14 protein-coding genes are annotated in these 18,286 nt (G+C 39.7%); 4 read left to right on the forward strand and 10 right to left on the reverse strand.

What is annotated here, in order from left to right; genetic code table 11:
* Position 1 precedes the first annotated feature (1 nt).
* The 3 genes from ACPUEN_RS01980 to ACPUEN_RS01990 all read right to left on the reverse strand — a co-directional run bounded on the left by ACPUEN_RS01980 (position 2) and on the right by ACPUEN_RS01990 (position 3,916).
* Positions 2-2,392 (reverse strand): ATP-binding protein, encoded by a 2,391-nt coding sequence (locus ACPUEN_RS01980; RefSeq protein ID WP_425638162.1) that lies wholly within the window; start codon positions 2,390-2,392, stop codon positions 2-4.
* Between the two features lie 204 nt (positions 2,393-2,596).
* On the reverse strand, positions 2,597-3,178 hold the full coding sequence (locus ACPUEN_RS01985; RefSeq protein ID WP_425640232.1) for a TlpA family protein disulfide reductase: 582 nt from the start codon (positions 3,176-3,178) through the stop codon (positions 2,597-2,599).
* 78 nt (positions 3,179-3,256) lie between these two features.
* The gene (locus tag ACPUEN_RS01990) at positions 3,257-3,916 is read right to left on the reverse strand and encodes a class I SAM-dependent methyltransferase (protein ID WP_425638163.1); all 660 of its coding nucleotides are present in this window, start codon (positions 3,914-3,916) and stop codon (positions 3,257-3,259) included.
* Between the two features lie 153 nt (positions 3,917-4,069).
* Between ACPUEN_RS01990 and ACPUEN_RS01995 the strand changes: the two genes are divergently transcribed.
* On the forward strand, positions 4,070-6,316 hold the full coding sequence (locus ACPUEN_RS01995; protein WP_425638164.1) for a Tex family protein: 2,247 nt from the start codon (positions 4,070-4,072) through the stop codon (positions 6,314-6,316).
* A gap of 129 nt (positions 6,317-6,445) precedes the next feature.
* Here the strand turns inward: ACPUEN_RS01995 and ACPUEN_RS02000 are convergent, their stop codons facing one another.
* Complete coding sequence (locus tag ACPUEN_RS02000) at positions 6,446-7,438, reverse strand: LLM class flavin-dependent oxidoreductase (RefSeq protein ID WP_425638165.1); 993 nt, start codon at positions 7,436-7,438, stop codon at positions 6,446-6,448.
* Positions 7,439-8,131: 693 nt separating this feature from the next.
* Entirely contained in the window at positions 8,132-10,879 is a 2,748-nt protein-coding gene (locus ACPUEN_RS02005) for an outer membrane beta-barrel protein (RefSeq protein ID WP_425638166.1), read from the reverse strand.
* A 346-nt stretch (positions 10,880-11,225) separates the two neighbouring features.
* Here ACPUEN_RS02005 and ACPUEN_RS02010 point away from each other — a divergent pair, with 346 nt between their 5' ends.
* Positions 11,226-11,483, forward strand: a complete 258-nt coding sequence (locus tag ACPUEN_RS02010) for a hypothetical protein (RefSeq protein WP_425638167.1) — start codon at positions 11,226-11,228, stop codon at positions 11,481-11,483.
* Complete coding sequence (locus tag ACPUEN_RS02015) at positions 11,480-12,253, forward strand: XRE family transcriptional regulator (RefSeq protein WP_425638168.1); 774 nt, start codon at positions 11,480-11,482, stop codon at positions 12,251-12,253. The genes ACPUEN_RS02010 and ACPUEN_RS02015 overlap by 4 nt, the downstream gene beginning before the upstream one ends.
* A gap of 46 nt (positions 12,254-12,299) precedes the next feature.
* On the opposite strand, the gene ACPUEN_RS02020 is transcribed toward ACPUEN_RS02015, so the two are convergent.
* The 4 genes from ACPUEN_RS02020 to ACPUEN_RS02035 all read right to left on the reverse strand — a co-directional run bounded on the left by ACPUEN_RS02020 (position 12,300) and on the right by ACPUEN_RS02035 (position 15,732).
* Positions 12,300-13,280 (reverse strand): toll/interleukin-1 receptor domain-containing protein, encoded by a 981-nt coding sequence (locus tag ACPUEN_RS02020; RefSeq protein WP_425638169.1) that lies wholly within the window; start codon positions 13,278-13,280, stop codon positions 12,300-12,302.
* A 69-nt stretch (positions 13,281-13,349) separates the two neighbouring features.
* Complete coding sequence (locus ACPUEN_RS02025; protein ID WP_425638170.1) at positions 13,350-14,111, reverse strand: hypothetical protein; 762 nt, start codon at positions 14,109-14,111, stop codon at positions 13,350-13,352.
* A gap of 128 nt (positions 14,112-14,239) precedes the next feature.
* A complete protein-coding gene (locus ACPUEN_RS02030; protein WP_425638171.1) occupies positions 14,240-14,668 on the reverse strand; it encodes a DUF2141 domain-containing protein in 429 nt (142 codons plus the stop codon).
* Positions 14,665-15,732: an AMP-binding protein gene (locus ACPUEN_RS02035; protein ID WP_425638172.1), complete on the reverse strand. Its 1,068-nt coding sequence runs from the start codon at positions 15,730-15,732 to the stop codon at positions 14,665-14,667. The genes ACPUEN_RS02030 and ACPUEN_RS02035 overlap by 4 nt, the downstream gene beginning before the upstream one ends.
* Positions 15,733-15,841: 109 nt before the next feature.
* Here ACPUEN_RS02035 and ACPUEN_RS02040 point away from each other — a divergent pair, with 109 nt between their 5' ends.
* Positions 15,842-16,675 (forward strand): 1,4-dihydroxy-2-naphthoyl-CoA synthase, encoded by an 834-nt coding sequence (locus ACPUEN_RS02040; protein ID WP_425638173.1) that lies wholly within the window; start codon positions 15,842-15,844, stop codon positions 16,673-16,675.
* Between the two features lie 185 nt (positions 16,676-16,860).
* Here ACPUEN_RS02040 and ACPUEN_RS02045 read toward each other — a convergent pair whose 3' ends face one another.
* Positions 16,861-18,093, reverse strand: a complete 1,233-nt coding sequence (locus ACPUEN_RS02045) for a serine hydrolase domain-containing protein (protein ID WP_425638174.1) — start codon at positions 18,091-18,093, stop codon at positions 16,861-16,863.
* Positions 18,094-18,286: the final 193 nt, after the last annotated feature.

The following is an 18,286-nucleotide window of genomic DNA, read 5'->3' on the forward strand; positions in this document are numbered from 1 at the left end:
ATTAGGCGAGTAGTTCTCTGTATTTCAAAATGGAGTAAAGATCTTGTCGAACTGTATTTCTGATAATCAGGTAGCCATTTGGATCTCTATCCAAAATGCTAATATTCAATAGTTTCCGAATGGCTGGTTTATACTCTGATTCATATCTATCTGTAAACAGATTTTTAATCTCAAGATCACTGCTGTATCCAAAAAGAAGACAGTTCTTCAAAATCAAAAGCTCTGTATTAGAAAGGAAATCGTTGAGATGAGTTTCTTTTTCTGAAAATAGAATGGAGCTATCTTCCTGCACGTCAGTACAGAAAATCCATGCCTGTAAAACTGCGCCTATATTATAATCAAACTTCTTTGTTAGCCATCCGATCTTTTTTCTCACCTGTTCTTCACTCATTTCTTTTCCTTCTTTTTCATAAAGTGTGCGGTGAGAAGCGCCGTGACGTAGCATAAGTGCTCGATAGATTTCGTCAGAAGTGGAAGTATTGGTATTTAAAATATTAGTAAATCCCTGAGAAAATGGAATTCTAGTGTCTAAATGCATTCGAAGAGAATTCGTAATAGCTACAATCACAAAAGCTTTGGAACTACTCAAACTCATAAAATCCACCAAAGAGGTAACATTCATAAGGAGAGAGCGATCAGAATCTCGCCAGAGATGTAGATCATCTAAGACAAGGATTGGTTTTGAATTACTTATAGACCTCCTGATGAAACTTAAAACTTCCTCTAGGTTTCTACCCATTTTAAGTTTCCTGCCTTCTATGCTGATTTCATTGCCAGGAACCAGATAATGCACATCATTTGACTTGAACTGGTGGGTTGCAAATTCCAGCAAGGTAGATTTGCCACTAAGCGGATCTCCCACGACGGCAATAGACCGACTTTGGCCTTTCTTCCAATAAGTAATAGTTTTTTCCAGTGCTTCTTCCTGGACTGTCCGTTTTACCAGAAATAGATCTCCGATAAAATTTTTATTCAAAAACAAAGAATGGTAATGGTCTGGTATTTCCTTTTCGGTTCTAGTTTCCAGGATTTCAAGGGCAATCTCTAATTTCTGATGCGGGCTTTTTTCTTTCACCTCTTTCACCTGTTTTCCTACATTTCTAAAAAGCTGGGCTAATCTGGCTGAGAAATGCCGGATATTTCCAGATTTGTTGGAAGACAGTAGGGAGAAATTGGTCTGCAAAGGAACCTTGAGGTACTCACTATCCGCGTAAATAGCTGTTACTTTGAATTTTTGAGCAAGTTCCTTTTCTATGTAGGTTACTGCTTCTTCACTTTGTAAAATCGTATTTTTTTGTTCATTGTTAATAGACTTTAGAGAAGATAATTCACCGTGAAAACTATTAATTCGCTGTGTTTTTTTAGCGACCTGTAGACTGGTTTTGATTTGTGAAGCGACATTGAGAAGGTGTGAAAAATTGGCTTCCTGACCATCCCATAAATCTGAGAGGTAAGGAAGAATCTCATAATCCAACCACTTTTCAGCTGATTTCTTGAAGTCAATCTTTTTTAAAATCAAATACCCATCGCTGGTACCTACTGGAACTGAAAGTGAAGAAAGCTTATCAACAGCAGCTTCCAAATCACGGATCGTGGTTTCTGGCCGAATATTTTGGCTTATTCCTGAAGCTATCAAATCATCAAATAATTTGATCGTATCATTGAGTTGCTCTACTTCGCTGATTTTTTCTAAACCTTGCAGACAAAGATCGACCTTAGATGCAATAAGCCCACTTGTCCTTTGCACATCAGTTCTCATTTGCAGTACCATTTCGCTAACTAGTTTGAATTGCGCTATGGATTGCTCCAGTTTAGCATGAGTTAGGTCAATATCTTTGAATTGCCCTAAGATGGTTTCAAACTGTGAATGATAGGTCCTCCACGGATTTGAGTAATGCTTTACTGCTTCGATTTTACGCTTGAGAACTTCCGGCTTTTCGAAAAGACTTTTTCGCTCCAACTTGAAATAGTTAAGCGTTTTTTCTGTTTCCGTATGGAGTAACGATTTAGACTCTTCAAAATGGTTGCTGACTTTTTCTGCGGATGCAAGGTTTTCCTGAGAGCGAAGTTTAGCTATGCTAAGCTGTAGAAAAATATCCCTTACCAGTAGAATGATCGTCTTGAAACGATCTGGGTAGGAGAAGTGGAACAGGTAATGGTCAGGATCATTTACCTCTACATTTTTTCCAGACTTGGCCAGGCAAATATCTCCTGCTTTGCAATAAGCTTCAAGTAAATGACTTGAATGAGCGAGAAGATAGGAGTAGAGTTCGTCCGCTGAGTTTTGGAGAGCTATGCCAGCATTGAATTCTTGAAATTCCTTCAGCACAGAGACCATCAATTCACCTTCGGTCACTTCGGATTCTTGGATAGAAGGGCTGTTTTCGTTCATAGATGAAGACAATGGAAGTCAAAGAAAAAGAAAATTGAGTTGAAAAACCCTGATTAATTTCTGTTTTCTGAGAAAGTTTCAGTTACCTGATTTGATTAGGTAGTTAAGCTTTTGGAAAACGATAAATTATAAAAAAAATGACAGATAGTCATTACATCTTGAGCATTCCGATGCTTTTAATATCAGAATTAATGGTCCATATTCTTATTCTTTGGATTGGTTTTTCAAAAACTCCCGAAACTCATCCGTATTAAAATTGCTCATTCCTTCTTGATAAAAAACAATCTTTCCTTCAGGGTTTACCACCAGCGTCGTTGGGATAGACTGGCTTTGCAAGCTTTGATTTAGACCGAAACTGGCATGTGCAGTCGGAAAGGCCCAGCTTTTCCCTTCTAAAAAGCCAGCGCTTTTCTTGATGTCCTGATCAATCCCAATCATCAGGAATTCCAGATTAGGTTCCTCTTGAACTGACTTATACAATTCTGAAATATGTGGCATTTCGGCGCGGCAGGGCCCACACCAGGAAGCCCAAAGATTGATGAAAAGTGTTTTACCTCGGTAGCTTTCCAGGTCGATTTGCTCTCCATCAAATGTCAAAAACTTTCCTCGATAATCGAATTGTTGATCCGTGAGGTCAGGGATTTCGAGCTTTGGTTTTATCAAACCAGTGGAAAGAATCACGGATTGTAGACCGCCTATTATTACGGGCAAAAGCCCGGTGAAGTATAAAAATGCAACTACGCTGAGCATGATTCCCCAGCTTTTGATTTCTTTTTTCCAATCTATACTCATTTTTGAATTACAATTTATGATTTGCGAAGTATTCGAGAACATTTGAGGTTTTATTAACCTCGAAGAATCTGGCTATTGTAAAAGATTTTGAAAGGAAATAGGAACAGAGTTACTCATCTGCTTTTGAAAGCTGCAAAACACAAAGTTTTGAACAGATTTCGATGGTGTTAGGTGATCGACTGTAAGACAAAATAATTTTTCAAGATATTTACCTATTACATCGCTTAGCCTATTTTCAGAATACTGTTGTACTTGAATTCCGCTGCATTTGTTCGGACCATTTTGAGAAAAAGTCCCTACGACGAGGTAGCCATTTGGGTTAAGGTTTGCTTGGACGTTACTAAGATAACTACCCACCTCTTCTGGGCTGAGAAAATGAAAAACGGCTCTATCATGCCAGAAATCATATTTTTCCTCTGGTTGAAATGCAGTCACATCTGCGACTACCCATTTTACTTTATTAGCTTGATCACCAAGCCGTTGTTTGGCTTTTGAAATAGCTTTTTCTGATATGTCTAGTATAGTAATTTCTCGGTAACCTAAGGATAGTAAGTTGTCTACAAAATAACTGTCACCTCCTCCACAATCAATGATCTTAGCATCTAGAGGGACTTTAAGTTTAGTAAGAAATGCTAAAGAAGTTTCAGGTTTTTCCTGAAACCAACTGACTTCTTTGAAATTTTTGGTTTGGTAGATTTTCTCCCAATGATCCTTTTTATTTAGCTTTTCCATTTTTGAATAGTAAGTTGGGTTTTGCGGAATTTTAACTCAAAATTAGTCTCACATTCCCAGACGCTTAGTGACAAGTCTCACATTTCATTCTTTTTGTCTCCAAAATGACCATTACCTTGCATCCTAAATTAAGCATTGAATTTTCTTATTAATATGAATTACGAAGTACAAATAGCCGCTGAACTCCAAGTAAAACCTTCTCAGGTAGATGCTACTGTGAAACTATTGGACGAAGGTGGCACAGTCCCTTTTATTTCCCGATATCGAAAAGAAGCCACAGGCGAGTTGGATGAGGTGCAGGTAGCGGCGATTCGTGATCGAGTTCTACAACTTCGTGAGCTGGCGAAGCGAAAAGAAGCAGTGCTTAAGTCAATCGATGAGCAAGGGAAATTGACTGCTGAATTGAAAAGCAAAGTAGAAGCTGCTGAGACGATGTCAAAGCTGGAAGATATCTATTTACCGTACAAACCTAAGAGAAGAACCAAGGCGACTATAGCTAAAGAAAAAGGACTTGAGCCACTCGCAGAGCAGATTTTTAAGCAGAACTCTATAGATCTAGGAGCTGAAGCTGAGAAGTTTGTAGATGCAGATAAGGAAGTGAATTCCACCGAAGAAGCCCTTCAAGGTGCTCGGGATATCATAGCCGAATGGATCAATGAAAAGGCTGAATTGAGAGAAAAGATGCGAAAGCTATTTCTTGATGAAGGTGTTTTTTCCTCGAAAGTTTTGCCGGGGAAGGAAGAAGAAGCTATCAAATACAAAGACTATTTCGAATGGTCCGAACCAATAAAAACCGCTCCTTCGCACCGTGTTCTGGCGATGAGAAGAGGGGAAAAAGAACTTTTTTTGATGCTGGATTCGGTGCCTGAAGAAGCTTCTGCAATCTATCAGATGGAGAAAATGATCTTAGCCGATGCTGCAAATACTTCTGTGGAGCAAGTGCGTTTGGCGATCAAAGATTGCTACAGAAGATTGCTTAAGCCAAGTATGGAAACGGAAGTTCGTCTGCTTACCAAGCGCAAAGCCGACGAGGAAGCTATTAAAGTTTTTACTGAAAATCTCCGTCAACTTCTGTTAGGAGCGCCTTTGGGAGAGAAGTCGGTGATGGCAATTGACCCGGGATTCCGTACGGGCTGTAAGTTAGTTTGCCTTGGACCTCAAGGTCAATTTTTACATTACGAAGCTATTTTTCCCCATGAAGCCAACCGCAGAAGTCAGGAAGCTGCGATGAATGTGAAAGGTTTGGCGGAGAAGTTTAAAATCGAAGCTATCGCAATTGGAAATGGAACTGCAGGTCGGGAAACAGAAGCTTTTGTGAAAGGGCTTGGCTTACCAAAATCCGTGATCATAACTATGGTCAATGAATCTGGAGCTTCTATTTATTCTGCTTCAGATGTAGCTCGGGAAGAGTTCCCTGATCTGGACTTGACCGTGAGAGGAGCCGTTTCTATTGGCCGTAGATTAATGGATCCCTTGGCTGAACTGGTGAAAATCGATCCCAAGTCCATAGGTGTGGGTCAATACCAGCATGATGTGGATCAGAATGCTTTGAAAAACGCACTTGATGATACCGTGATGTCCGCAGTAAACGGAGTAGGTGTGGAAGTGAATCTTGCTTCCAAGCAATTGCTGACTTATGTGTCTGGCTTAGGACCAACTTTGGCTCAAAACATCATAGAATTCAGAAATGAAAATGGACCATTCAAGAGTCGAGCACAACTGAAAAAAGTGCCAAGGTTAGGCGATAAAGCATTTGAGCAAGCAGCTGGTTTCTTGAGAATCAGCAAGGCAAAACATCCACTTGATTCCTCCGCTGTTCACCCCGAACGCTATGCGTTGGTGGAGCAGATGGCGAAGGATGTGAATGCATCGGTTTCTGATTTGATGAGTTCGGAGGATTTGAGAAATAGAATTTCATTGAAGAACTATGTGTCAGAAACGGTGGGTTTACCTACGCTTCAGGATATTTTGGAAGAACTTGCCAAGCCGGGACGTGATCCTCGTGAGAGTTTCGAAGTTTTTGCATTTGAAGAATCAGTGAATAGTATGTCTGATCTGAAAGTAGGGATGAAGCTTCCAGGTGTGGTGACGAATATCACGGCTTTTGGAGCATTTGTGGACGTTGGAGTTCATCAGGATGGTTTGGTGCATTTGAGTCATCTGGCTGACCGATTTGTAAAAGACCCAAATGAGATTGTCTCTGTCAATCAAAAGGTGCAGGTGACAGTGATGGAAATTGACATCCCTCGCAAGCGGGTTGGGCTGAGCATGAAGTCAGATCCTTTTGCGGAGCGAGGAAAAAAGATGGAGAAGAAACCTGCAGCTAAATCCCAACCAAAAGAACCAGAAGGCTCGATGGCTGATAAACTGGCTGCATTGAAAGGGAAGTTTGGAGGGTGAGGTTTTTTTAGCCGCAAAGCTCGCTGAGGTAGAGCAGAGAAGGAGCGGAGGGATTTTAGAGCACAAAACCCAGAGATTTAAGTCTTTGGGTTTTGTGCTTATATATGCTAACGATCTGTCGATAGGGATTTAACCTAAAACTTCAGCTGTAATCTCCAAGGATCTCAATCGTTTATTAGGATCGTATATATTCGTAGAAACCATCAGCTCATCTACTTCCACTTGCTTGAAGAAGCTTTCAAATTGAGGTTTCAAACTTTCATTTGTGCCAATAAAGGTACAGGCCATCATATTCTGGATAGCTGCAGCTTCTTGCTCTGACCAGATTCCTACCATACTTTTTACTGGCTTTTTCATTGGATATGATTTTCCGCGAATGATTCCCAAAGCAGTTTGGTAAAATGAGGTGGCTAAAAAATGGGCTTCCTCATCAGTATCCGCAGCGATTACATTCACACAGGAAATGAAGTAGGGAGTTTGCAAGTTTTCAGAAGGCTGGAAATTATCCCGATAGTATTTCGAAGCATTGATCAAATAGCCTGGAGCGAAGTGACTGGCAAATGCATAAGGTAATCCCTTTTGCGAAGCTAGCACTGCACTGCTCATACTCGAGCCCAGGAGATAAATAGGGACATCTAATCCTTCGGCAGGGAAAGCACGAACTTTCGAATCGATATTTTCCTCTGAGAAATAACGCTGCAAATCATCCAGGTCGCTTGGAAATTCCTGCACAGACTCATGTCTTCCTCTTCGCAGAGCTGTTGCTGTAGTCTGATCAGTACCAGGCGCTCTACCTAATCCCAGATCAATTCGATTTGGGTAAAGCGTCGCTAGCGTTCCAAATTGCTCCGCGATGATCAGTGGGCTGTGATTTGGAAGCATGATGCCTCCAGATCCTAAGCGGATTTTGGAAGTTCCGTTTGCTAAGTAGCCTATCAATATTTGAGGAGAAGAGCTGCCGACATTTGCCATGTTGTGATGCTCAGCAAGCCACATTCGGGTATATCCGAGCTCTTCTGCTTTTTGGGCTACCTGCAGACTTCTGCCGTAGGCATCTTTGGCATCGTAATCCTCACGGATAATCGCAAGGTCGAGTATAGAATAGGGTAGATTTGTTTTCAAAACAGGTGATTGTTTATTAATTAATAAGCAAATTGAAATTCACTCAGAATAGTTTCTGAGATCCCTTTTTATTAACTGAAATTCCATGTACCAGACTTCACCAAACTGAGAACATTATACCTCAACTAGGATTCTTGTTCAATGATTTTAAATCAAATATCTCCTTTAGAAGCCTATTTAGTCTGTTTTTGTATGGCAGGTTTTTTGAAAAGTAGTTGGTATAAAACCAAACTGATTTGTTTAAGATTATACCCTTAAAAAGTAAATTGAAGCTAGTCTTCTGACTTAAATAAATCATTTCTTCAACCAAATGAGAATTCTTATGAACTCAGAAACGATGGTAAAAAATAATTTTATCATGACATTTGAAAGTTGTATAGAAGCCTGTACTAGGTGTATAGCATCATGTAGAAATCACGCTGGAATGCAGGATTGTATCAAAATGTGTGAAAGATGTATTGATGCCTGCAAGGATTGTATTGCTTCGTCCAAGAGAAGTCCTTTAGATAGAGCAATTCATATGCAGCAATGCATAGATGCATGTTATCATTGTGCAAAGGAATGCGAAAATCATGATCATGTAGCCTGCATTAAATGTGCAGAGGCATGTAGAGCATGTATAGCTGAATGTCAAACTATGCTAGAATAAGCAGAAAAAATTAATGGCTGATGGGTTATCCACCAGCCATTCTGTTAATTGTTATAGAGTTCGTTGTAGTCGTCCATATCCGTTCCTTTGTTGAAATGACGGATATTATATGTGAAGGAAAGCATAAAGTAGCGTTGCATCACATTGTTTTGCCCATCTTCTACAAAGGCATCAGTGACGTTTCTATATACACTTCTATTTTGGCCAAGTAAATCGTAAACGCTCAATGAGATTTCTCCACGTTGATTTGCAAATACTTTTTTACCTAAACTCATATTCATCAATACTACATTAGCATCGAAGCCTTCAGAGAGTCCAGAGTTTAATTGATGATTTACATCCAGTCTGTAAACAAAACCCTCCCAAATAATCCAGCTTAGGTTCAACCTAGAGCGTTGGTTGTAAAAGTTATTGTTTAGGCTTTCATTTAGCGTGTTTTCCACATTATTAAATGAAAAACGAGTGGAAATATTAAAGTCAACCTGATCTGAAATATTACTACTCAAAGAAATCCCTGTACTGATTCGTTGAGAGTTATTAAAACTTATCTGGTTGTTTACCATTCCAGGTCTTTTTGTATTGCTAAAACCCCCGTTGATGTTAAAGTTTGATTTGACAAAGTCAAGTGGAATACCATAACTCACCCAAGATCTAAAGTCTTTATACCCGTCTAAATTTACTGGTCTGAATAGTTGAGAGCCTTTTTCCAAAATAATCCCACCTGGCAATTCTGTTGCTTCTTCAGCGGTAAAGGTACTGTTTGATACAGCGTTTTCTGTCAGGTTGTACTGAGCAAAAACAAACCAAGAACGGTCATTCTCCGGGTTGTTGCTACGAAATCTAAATCTGATTCTGTTGGAATAGGACTGATCTAAATTTGGGTTACCAGTTCTTAATTGCAGAGGATTTGAGTTATCTATTACGTTTTGCAGTTGGCCCACCGAAGGTGCATCCACATCAGTATCGTAATCTATCTCGAAGTTAGTCGTAGGCGATATCGTATAATCAAATCTGATAGTAGGCATAAAGCTTTCGAAGGTTCTATCTATTGTGCCTACCGCAGGGAAAAGCTGATCATTATTAAGGTTAGCGTTCTGATACTGCAATTCTGCTTGAAACTTCAATTTCTCCAATTGATACTGATACCCAAGCTCTACTTCATGTCTGAGGTATTTACTTTCAAATGAATTACTTAACGCTGTGTCAAGCTCTAAATTTGGATTACTGATATCATCATTCAAAATATCAAAAGTCAATTGATCAGAATCGTTAAATCTATTGCCAACTTCGTATTCCAACTCCATCTGACCGTTTTTACCTAAAGGTTCGGTGTAAGAAATTCCTGTTTCCCAATCGTACCCATTGCGATCACGGGTAATGTTCTGGTTGATGATTTCGGAACGCTCATTGGGTTGGAAATAAATGTTAGTTGCAGTCCGCAGAGCGTTATCGTTGTTTCCATGACTGCCTGTATTTGCGCTGAGAGTTATTGTTCTCCCTTCCTTACTGAACTTATGGCTATAAAACAATCTATGAAACATGTCATAGTCCTCGTTTTCGGCTGTACGAATATTTTCAGTTTGGTTAAGAGGCCCTTCAGCATTTACACTCTCCCCAAAGAATCCTGAGTTTTCATTTTCAAAGCTTGCAGAAAAACGAGGACGGTATAAGATTCTATTGTTTTCATTGATGTTATATTCCAGCCTCATGTCAAATCGATGATCTTGTCTAGTTCGCGTCTCGCGGCTGTCTTCAGTATAGATTTGGCCGGAATTGGCACTTGTTACATATTCTCGGATTAGACTTGATTCATTCGTGTTTTTTCTGTGATTATACTGGTAGCTTCCACTGATTTTTATTTTTTCACCCCAATTGTCCGAGTAGTTGATCCCAAGGATATTGGTGTTTACTATGCCGTTTTGAGGTCGGTTATTGCTTTGGATATTTGCATCACTGGAGTAGTCCAAAACATTGATGTTATTACTAAGTCCTGTGACTGTGATTCGCTGGTCTTCATTAAACGAATTAATACTTGCCCCTGCTAAATAGCGATCGTCAGTTCCAAATCCTGCCGTAGCTTTCCCAAATATTCCTTTTCTACGATTTGGCTTTGTAATGATGTTTATGGTCTTCATTCGCTCACCATCATCAAAGCCACTCAATAATGCCTTATCACTTTTCTGATCAAATATTTCTACTCCCTGAATTACTTCTGCAGGAAGATTTTGTAGTGCGGTTCTCACATCACCTCCAAAAAATGGCTTTCCATCCACCAACACTTGTGTGATTGCTTCGCCTTGTGCTTGCAATGAACCGTCCTGAGAGATCACCCCGGGTAGTTTTTCAATTAGCGTCTGAGCACTCGCGTCTTTCATGGTTTTGAAAGCGTCAGCGTTATATAGCGTCGTATCTCCTTTTTGTTCACCCTGAGATCTTCTGGCGCTGATTGTTACTTCGTCTAATGCGGTAGCTTCTTCTTTCAGACCTAAAACACCTATATCCATATCCTGAGTGACATTGATAGATCTGTATAAGTTCTCATATCCTAAATATTGAATTTTTAGGAGGTACTCGCCATTTTTGACGTTAGTAATCTCAAACTCACCATCCAAATCCGAAATCATACCATCTACCTGAATTGAATCAGGTAAATTTTGAAGTAAAATGGTTGCGTTCGGAATAGTGATTTCTGTACCAGCTTGTTTTACTCTACCTTTTACGGAATAAGTTTGGGCCGAAAGGTTGGGTACAGCAAATAGAAAAAACAGGAATAGGTAGAGGTAAGATTTCATTGGTTTAGGTTAGTTGGATGCTTTTGAAAAAGCTGTTCTCCCATTCATAGAGAGATTTTATTGGTGGTTTGTTAGTCAAAGACTTAAGACAAATGAACGAACAATTGTTCAAGATAGAGAGCGATAATTGGCTAAGCGGTCAAATGATCTACTGAGTAGTAAATAAGGTATTTCTATACCTGGCTTTTCAAAGAAAAGGCTGATACAATCCAAGTGAATTTTTCATTTTAGTCATCTTCACAAACATATTTGACAATTTCCGTCATATTAAAATGTTTATTTTGCTATCATTTATATGTTTATAAAAGCAACATTTCTATCTTAGCTGATGTTAAAAGAATCAGTTATGGAAAATCAAGAAAAGATCAGTATCACTACAAAGACTTTGGCATCAGGGAATTGCCAAGTGAAATTTTTTATTGAAGATGAGGCAAAACCACAGTATGGCTACCTCCTAGTAAATGGTCCTAAGCCAGTCGGAGAAATCATCGATGAAATCAAACAACGGATGGAGAGAAGGAAAAATGCAACCCTGAATATGAATCCATTTTTCCCGGTTCCTGCCGCACCTGAAGACCACAACTTTTACTTGTATTCAGCATGAAATATCTCTCCTCTAACCTGCGTTTTTTGCGGAAGCAAAAAGGCATCACACAAAATGATTTGGCAGATCAATTAGATGTGCAGCGTACCATGATTTCTGCCTATGAAGACGGTAGATCCGAACCAAAGCTTTTGACGCTTGGTAAACTCTGCGACGTATTGGATGTAGGAATGGAGGAGCTCTTGAACCATGATATTGAGGGTTTGGGGAGGAAAGCAATTCAAAAGAGAGGAATCAATATTTTGACTATAGCATGTGATGAAAATGATCAGGAGAATATTACGCTAGTAGGGCAGAAGGCTTCCGCTGGTTATTTGAATGGATTTGCTGATACAGAATACATGGAGAGCTTGCCTCAGTTTCAGATTCCTACGCTTTCCAAGCAAGCTACCTACCGTGCATTTGAGCTTGCAGGAGATTCTATGCTTCCCTTGACTTCGGGCACAATCGTGATCGGGGCCTATGTGGATCAGATCAATGACATCAAAAGTGGCAAAACCTATGTGCTAGTTACGGATACTGAGGGCGTGGTGTATAAGCGGGTTTTTAATTACCTAAGTGATAATGGTAAGCTCTTCCTCGTCTCTGATAATGAGCATTACAAGCCTTATGAAGTCAAAGGAGAATCTGTCAGGGAAGTATGGGAAGCTAAAGCATTTATCAGTACTGATTTCCCTAATCCTGGGGATAAGAAAAAGCCATTAAGTCTGGAAGATCTAGGAGAAATGATCTCTGATATCCGGGCAGATCTGAGAACGCTAAAAGGATAAGCGCTAAATAAATATTCTAAAGTTTTGAAAGAAAATCTTGAAGAAACTAGTGAATGGATAAGTTAATAGCACAATTGCCTACTTCTGTTGTATTCCAACTTACATAGTAATTTCCATTAGGAATAATATCCAAATTCCCAGAGCCATTCGCAGTGCATGTTCCTTGATTTGGACAGCCAATTATTCCAGTTATAGAATAGGGTTGAGTGCCTTGTTTTAATCCTGAAATCAAATATTCATTTCCCACAGGAGTGAATATTTTGCCTCCAATATTTATTTTCAAATCTAATGCACAACCATAATCATCTCCAGTATATATCACATTTATACTGGTTAGTGATTCCTCTGGTTCATCCAAAAATTCATCATCATAAACAGTTTTTGAACCATTAAGTCCATCTTGATATCCTTCTTGAAACTCCTCACTGCTGATCATTACAATCATCAGCACTACAAAAATACCAAGCACCCAGAGGTAATTTCTTCCCCACCAGCTTTTCTGTGGTTTTGGTGTTGGATTAGGATTATAAGGGTTAGGGCGGGTAGGCTTCTTCTTTCGTGGAATTAGTTTGGCCAACGCTTCAACTAACACACCCAAATCATATTTCCACCTTGTAATTGATATTTCGAAGTTTTGTAAGTCGGCTAGTTCCTTCAGATCTTCTGGAAGTTGATCAGCAGTGGGTCTGCTGGCACCTTTGAGTAGTAAAGGGATGACTCGTGTATCAGGTCTACTCAGTGCCGCGCTCACTTCCCTATGTACCCAGTCTTTTTCCTGAAAAAGTCGCGTAACTCCATTTTCGTCCGGATCACCAAACCAATCCGGACCTATAGCGACTAGAACAACTTTACTTTCCTTTAAGGCCTTATCGATTGCGTCGGCGAAGCGAATTCCAGGCTCAAGGTTTTCTATATCGAGGAAGACTGCATCTTCACCGAATTCCTGTTCTAGTGTTTCTCTGATTCGATGACAATCACTTTGGGTATCAGAGTGTCTGTGACTGAGAAAAATTTTATTCTTTTCCATAAAAAAACCTGATTCGATCTAGCTAAAGTTAATAGAATCAGGCTCTTAATTGCAAAGCGAAGGGTGATTTTATTCTTCAATCAAATTTTCAAATCCATCTTTTATCCTACCAACTGCATCGAAAGAAGTGTCAATGTTCACTACGCCTTTCCCAAGTTCGTGCCAGTATCCATCCCCACATTCTATGTAAGAACCACGTTTGGTGCTTGCAGTTTCCTTGGCAATTTCATAATTATAGTCTGGTGAAAATACCAATTTCAGCAGCTGTACGGCATATTCCCAGTTGATCGTTCTAGATTCATTTTTCACTGTAAAAACTGCCTCGCGATTCGAAAAATTCATCGTGATTGAACAGTCAATATTTTCTTCGTTTGTTACTTGTCGGTAATTGACCGTGAGGGGAGCTTCCTTCTTCGAGGTTTCATAGATCGCCTGAATCACATCCTGAGCAAGCATTTGCCAAGCTTCCTGCCCAACAGGAGCTTTTGATGGACCAGGTTTACCATTTTCTAATGCTGAAAGAACGATCCCGCCTTCTTCTAGATGCCTTCCGCTCCACTTAGTTTTTTCGAATTCTATTGAAACTACCTTTTTCCAAACATAATCAAGTTTGCCCTTGAAGCTGAAATCATCATTAGCAGTAAATCCTTCATCTAGAATCTCGTCTTCTGTCAAGTCCTCTCTGTCTGTATAGTGAAGTTCTAGCTCCGCTTTTAACTCAGCAGTACTCCAGTCTAGTGACAATCTATACACATGGCTGTATGGCGGTGGAATAATCCCTGAATCAAATTCAATTACAACTCCGCTGGTTTGATCGTTACTCTTTTTCATGTGTTTGTAATTTGATTTTTATAGAGCAGATGGAATCTCGCAAGATTGGTAGGTCTACCTGACTGCGATTTTCTTCATAATGCTCGATTTCATCGCTGCAAAAGTAGGTCTTTTAGCTTGAAAAAGATTTAGCGTAGATCAATTTCGAACCGGGTGGTTTTTCCGGCAGTAACTTTCTGACTGCATTTTTCAAAAGAAGGAACTCCAAAAAGTAGGCTTGGATTGTTTGAGAAACCAAAGTTATCCACTGGGTAGCCGATCTTGTTTTTTCTGATTTGCCCATTTTCATCGTGATCATGAAATACTATGATGGCATATTTACCTGCAGGAACTTCAGTGAAAGTTTTCTTCGAACTTCCATTTACTATAGAAAGAGAGACTATTTTCCAAGCATCATCGAGAGATTCTGGCCAACCCTTTTCTTGGTCAAAAATAAGTAGTTGAATGACCCCCTGGTCACTTGAAGTTTCAGAAATTACTAATTCAATCTTACCATATTCCTCCTGGATCGGGATTAAATTAAATAGCAATAAAAGGCTTAAAATGGCCAATTTCATAGGTTTTCTATGGTTTTGGGTCTATTAACTTTACCAGTTTCTGTCCTAGGGAACGTTGGAACTAAGTAAATGTTTTTTGGAACTTCATATCTGGGTAATACCTTTTGTAAAGTTTCAGTGAGAGTAGCCACATACTTTTGGTCTTGCTCTTTGGTCTCAATCGCTAAGCATAATTTCGACCCCAATTTCTCATCACTTTTTCCAAAAAAGAAAAATGATGAGTTCGGAAATTGGTCTAGAATAGCTTGCTCAGCTTTGGTCTCCAAGATCTCTGGATGAAGTTTCACACCGCCAGAATTGACCACAAAATCTGCTCTGCCTAGCCAACGGAAGGAATTTCCATTGACTAACTCAACCAAGTCATTTGTTTGCACTAGCTCATTATTACTTGACGCACATTTCACCCAAAGCGCATTTCGCTCATCTATACCAAAATCAACTCCTGGAAGTACTTTATATATCAAATCACTTTCCACAATCTTGGCAAGCGCTATATGGGATACCGTTTCTGTCATTCCGTAAGTCTGGTAGGCGAGGATACCATTTTTGATGAGCTCCTTTTTCAATCGGGAACTCAGAGGTGCTCCCCCGATAATGAGATGTTTGATTTTTTTCAACTTCTCAAGAGTTGTTTTATCCTGAATACAAGCTTCAACTTGAATCGGAACCATTGCTACAAAATCAGGAATGTCTGAAATCTCCAAAAGTGGGTTGGACTTAGCTTCCACGAGTTCTATTGGGCAATTCCACACCATCGCCCGAACAAGCATCATTTTGCCTGCTATGTAACTTGGGTCGAGACAGCAAAGAAGTTTGGTGTTTTCATCAGTTTGAAAAAATGCCTGAGTACCTCTCGCACTGGCGATCATCTGAGCTCTTGAAATCTCAATTTTCTTTGGAACCCCAGTAGAACCGGAAGTCTGCTGTATAAAGCTTTCTTTCTCAGATAACCAGTCATGGCAGAAGGCTAATGCAGCTTTTACAAATCCTGGAATAGTTGAGGTCTCCAGCTGAAAGTCTTCTTTTCGCTGAACAATATGATTGCCGAACTTGAGTTGAAACATCTATTGTGTGCTTATGGGTACTTTTTCCGAAGGTAAACATCCTGACTTCAAAATTCGGGGAAGGCTGTTATCTTGCAAAGGAATTAGATTTTTACCCAAATCGAAAGATATGAACTGGATCACAGCTAAAGATTACGAAGATATTACCTATAAAAAGTGCGATGGCGTCGCAAGAATTGCCTTCAATCGCCCAGAAATAAGAAATGCTTTTCGCCCGAAAACTACTGCTGAATTGTATGATGCATTTTATGATGCGCAGGAAGATACTTCCATCGGCGTTGTTTTGTTGAGTGGAGAAGGGCCTTCGGCAAAAGATGGAGGCTGGGCTTTTTGCTCCGGAGGAGATCAAAAGGCGAGAGGAAAGCAAGGATATGTGGGCGAAGATGGATATCACCGTTTGAATATTTTGGAAGTGCAGCGCTTGATTCGTTTTATGCCAAAGGTGGTGATTGCAGTAGTTCCTGGTTGGGCTGTGGGCGGAGGACATTCACTGCATGTAGTTTGTGATTTGACTTTGGCGAGTAAGGAGCATGCAATCTTCAAACAGACAGATGCGGATGTGACCAGTTTTGATGGAGGGTATGGCTCGGCCTATTTGGCTAAAATGGTAGGGCAAAAGAAAGCTCGTGAAATCTTCTTTTTAGGAAGAAACTATTCCGCTCAGGAAGCTTATGAAATGGGAATGGTGAATGCAGTCATTCCTCACGCTGACCTAGAGTCAACAGCTTACGAGTGGGCTCAGGAGATTTTGGCGAAGTCGCCAACTTCAATCAAGATGCTAAAATTTGCTATGAACCTGACAGATGATGGCATGGTAGGACAGCAGGTTTTTGCTGGAGAAGCTACTAGATTGGCTTATGGAACGGAGGAAGCTAAAGAAGGGAGAAACGCCTTTTTGGAGAAGAGGAAGCCAGATTTTGGAAAGAATAAGTGGATTCCGTAAGGAAGACGTTAGTAGCAAGACCTAAGTAGCTAGATACTAAATTGAGAGAATAGGAGGTTGTGTGCAAAAACATAAAGGATTGTGGTTTACGAGACAAATACTAAGAAAGTAATCACTCTTGTTCTGACAGCCAAAATCTATTTTCTAAGGTCTTATATCTAACTACTAACGTCTTAATTCTTTTTCTATTCAATCGCTTGGTAAACCATTTGTCGCATTTTTTGCTCATAGAATCCACTGAAAGGAGCTGTCTGAGTCATCATTATAGAAATGAGTTTTTCCTTTGGATCTATGAAGAAGTAGGTACAATATGCACCACTCCAATAGTAGGTTCCTTCTGATCCTAAAGCATTGGAATCCGCCAAGTCTGTCATCACGGCAAATCCGAATCCAAAGCCTTGTCCCGGTGCTTTATAAAGTCCATCGATCTGGTCCATCGTCATGATTTCTATGGTTTTGGGACTTAGAATTTGCTGACCATTCCATTTTCCGCCATTAAGTAGCATTTGTGCAAATTTGGCATAATCAGAAGCGGTACTAAACAAGGCATTTGCTCCAGCAAAAACAGTATTACCAGAAGTTTGGGTTTGTCTTGGAGCTTTGACCAGTTTTCCTTCTTGATTGTAAGTATGAAGTGTAGCCATTCGACTGGCTTGCTCCTCATTCAAATTGTATCCCGTATCTGTCATTCCAAGCGGATCAAAAAGTCTATTTTGTAAAAATTCGGCTGTAGTCATTCCAGAAAAGTATTCGATCAATAAGGATAATACATCTGGTGAAGCTGAATAATACCACTGCTCACCAGGCTGTCCAACTAATGGCATGGTAACCATTGTTTTTATTCTACTTTCAATGGTTTGATGGGTAGGACTGTAGATCGCATTTCTTATTTCTTCCTCCAGCTTTCCGGCAGCAATCCCATGAGATAATCCTGAGGTATGACTCAAAAGCATGGTGATGGTAATTTTCGATTCAGCAGGAACAGTTCCTCCAGCTATACCTGAACTAGGATCAACAGCCACTTTCAAATCCTTAAACCAGGGCAAATACTTCTCTACAGGATCATTAAGTAAAAAATGCCCTTCTTCGTAGAGCATCATGAATGCAGTTGTTATTATAGGTTTGGTCATGGATTGGATATAGAAAATCTGATCCATATTCATTATTGACTTTGATTCAAGGTCAGCGTATCCTATCGATTTCTCATGTGATTTTTCTCCATTTTTATAGATCAGTGTTACCGCTCCCGCCAGTCTTCCTTGTTCTACTTCATTTTGTAGATAAGTATCATATCTGCCTATTCTTTCCTGGGATATGGCTGAGGTGGCATGGTGCTTTTCTGCCATAGTTTGGGCAAAAGCAGCAGAATTGAGTAGAAAGAGGGAAATAAATAAAAATTTGAGGTAGGTATTAGTCATGGTATTTGGGTTATTGATTGATCCAATAATATCAATGAGCTTGAATTTTAATTCCTTTTGTTTCTTTTTCCTAATTTCATATGTTTATAATTTGTCTTTTAAAGGCCATATGGAATCTCGCAGGGTGGTAATCATTCCTCTGTGTGTCGCTTGCGGCATGCTCGATTTCATGTGACTAAGGAGAAAAAATTAA

Origin of the sequence: Algoriphagus yeomjeoni (assembly GCF_049821175.1) — a bacterium.
GTDB classification, from domain to species: Bacteria; Bacteroidota; Bacteroidia; order Cytophagales; family Cyclobacteriaceae; genus Algoriphagus; species Algoriphagus yeomjeoni_A.

Excerpts from the sequence above, each read along its gene's own strand:
- ACPUEN_RS01980 (WP_425638162.1), bottom strand. The coding sequence starts at position 2,392 with ATGAACGAAAACAGCCCTTCTATCCAAGAATCCGAAGTGACCGAAGGT.
- ACPUEN_RS01990 (WP_425638163.1), bottom strand. The coding sequence starts at position 3,916 with ATGGAAAAGCTAAATAAAAAGGATCATTGGGAGAAAATCTACCAAACC.
- ACPUEN_RS01995 (WP_425638164.1), top strand. The coding sequence starts at position 4,070 with ATGAATTACGAAGTACAAATAGCCGCTGAACTCCAAGTAAAACCTTCT.
- ACPUEN_RS02005 (WP_425638166.1), bottom strand. The coding sequence starts at position 10,879 with ATGAAATCTTACCTCTACCTATTCCTGTTTTTTCTATTTGCTGTACCC.
- ACPUEN_RS02010 (WP_425638167.1), top strand. The coding sequence starts at position 11,226 with ATGGAAAATCAAGAAAAGATCAGTATCACTACAAAGACTTTGGCATCA.
- ACPUEN_RS02015 (WP_425638168.1), top strand. The coding sequence starts at position 11,480 with ATGAAATATCTCTCCTCTAACCTGCGTTTTTTGCGGAAGCAAAAAGGC.
- ACPUEN_RS02020 (WP_425638169.1), bottom strand. The coding sequence starts at position 13,280 with ATGGAAAAGAATAAAATTTTTCTCAGTCACAGACACTCTGATACCCAA.
- ACPUEN_RS02025 (WP_425638170.1), bottom strand. The coding sequence starts at position 14,111 with ATGAAAAAGAGTAACGATCAAACCAGCGGAGTTGTAATTGAATTTGAT.
- ACPUEN_RS02030 (WP_425638171.1), bottom strand. The coding sequence starts at position 14,668 with ATGAAATTGGCCATTTTAAGCCTTTTATTGCTATTTAATTTAATCCCG.
- ACPUEN_RS02035 (WP_425638172.1), bottom strand. The coding sequence starts at position 15,732 with ATGTTTCAACTCAAGTTCGGCAATCATATTGTTCAGCGAAAAGAAGAC.
- ACPUEN_RS02040 (WP_425638173.1), top strand. The coding sequence starts at position 15,842 with ATGAACTGGATCACAGCTAAAGATTACGAAGATATTACCTATAAAAAG.
- ACPUEN_RS02045 (WP_425638174.1), bottom strand. The coding sequence starts at position 18,093 with ATGACTAATACCTACCTCAAATTTTTATTTATTTCCCTCTTTCTACTC.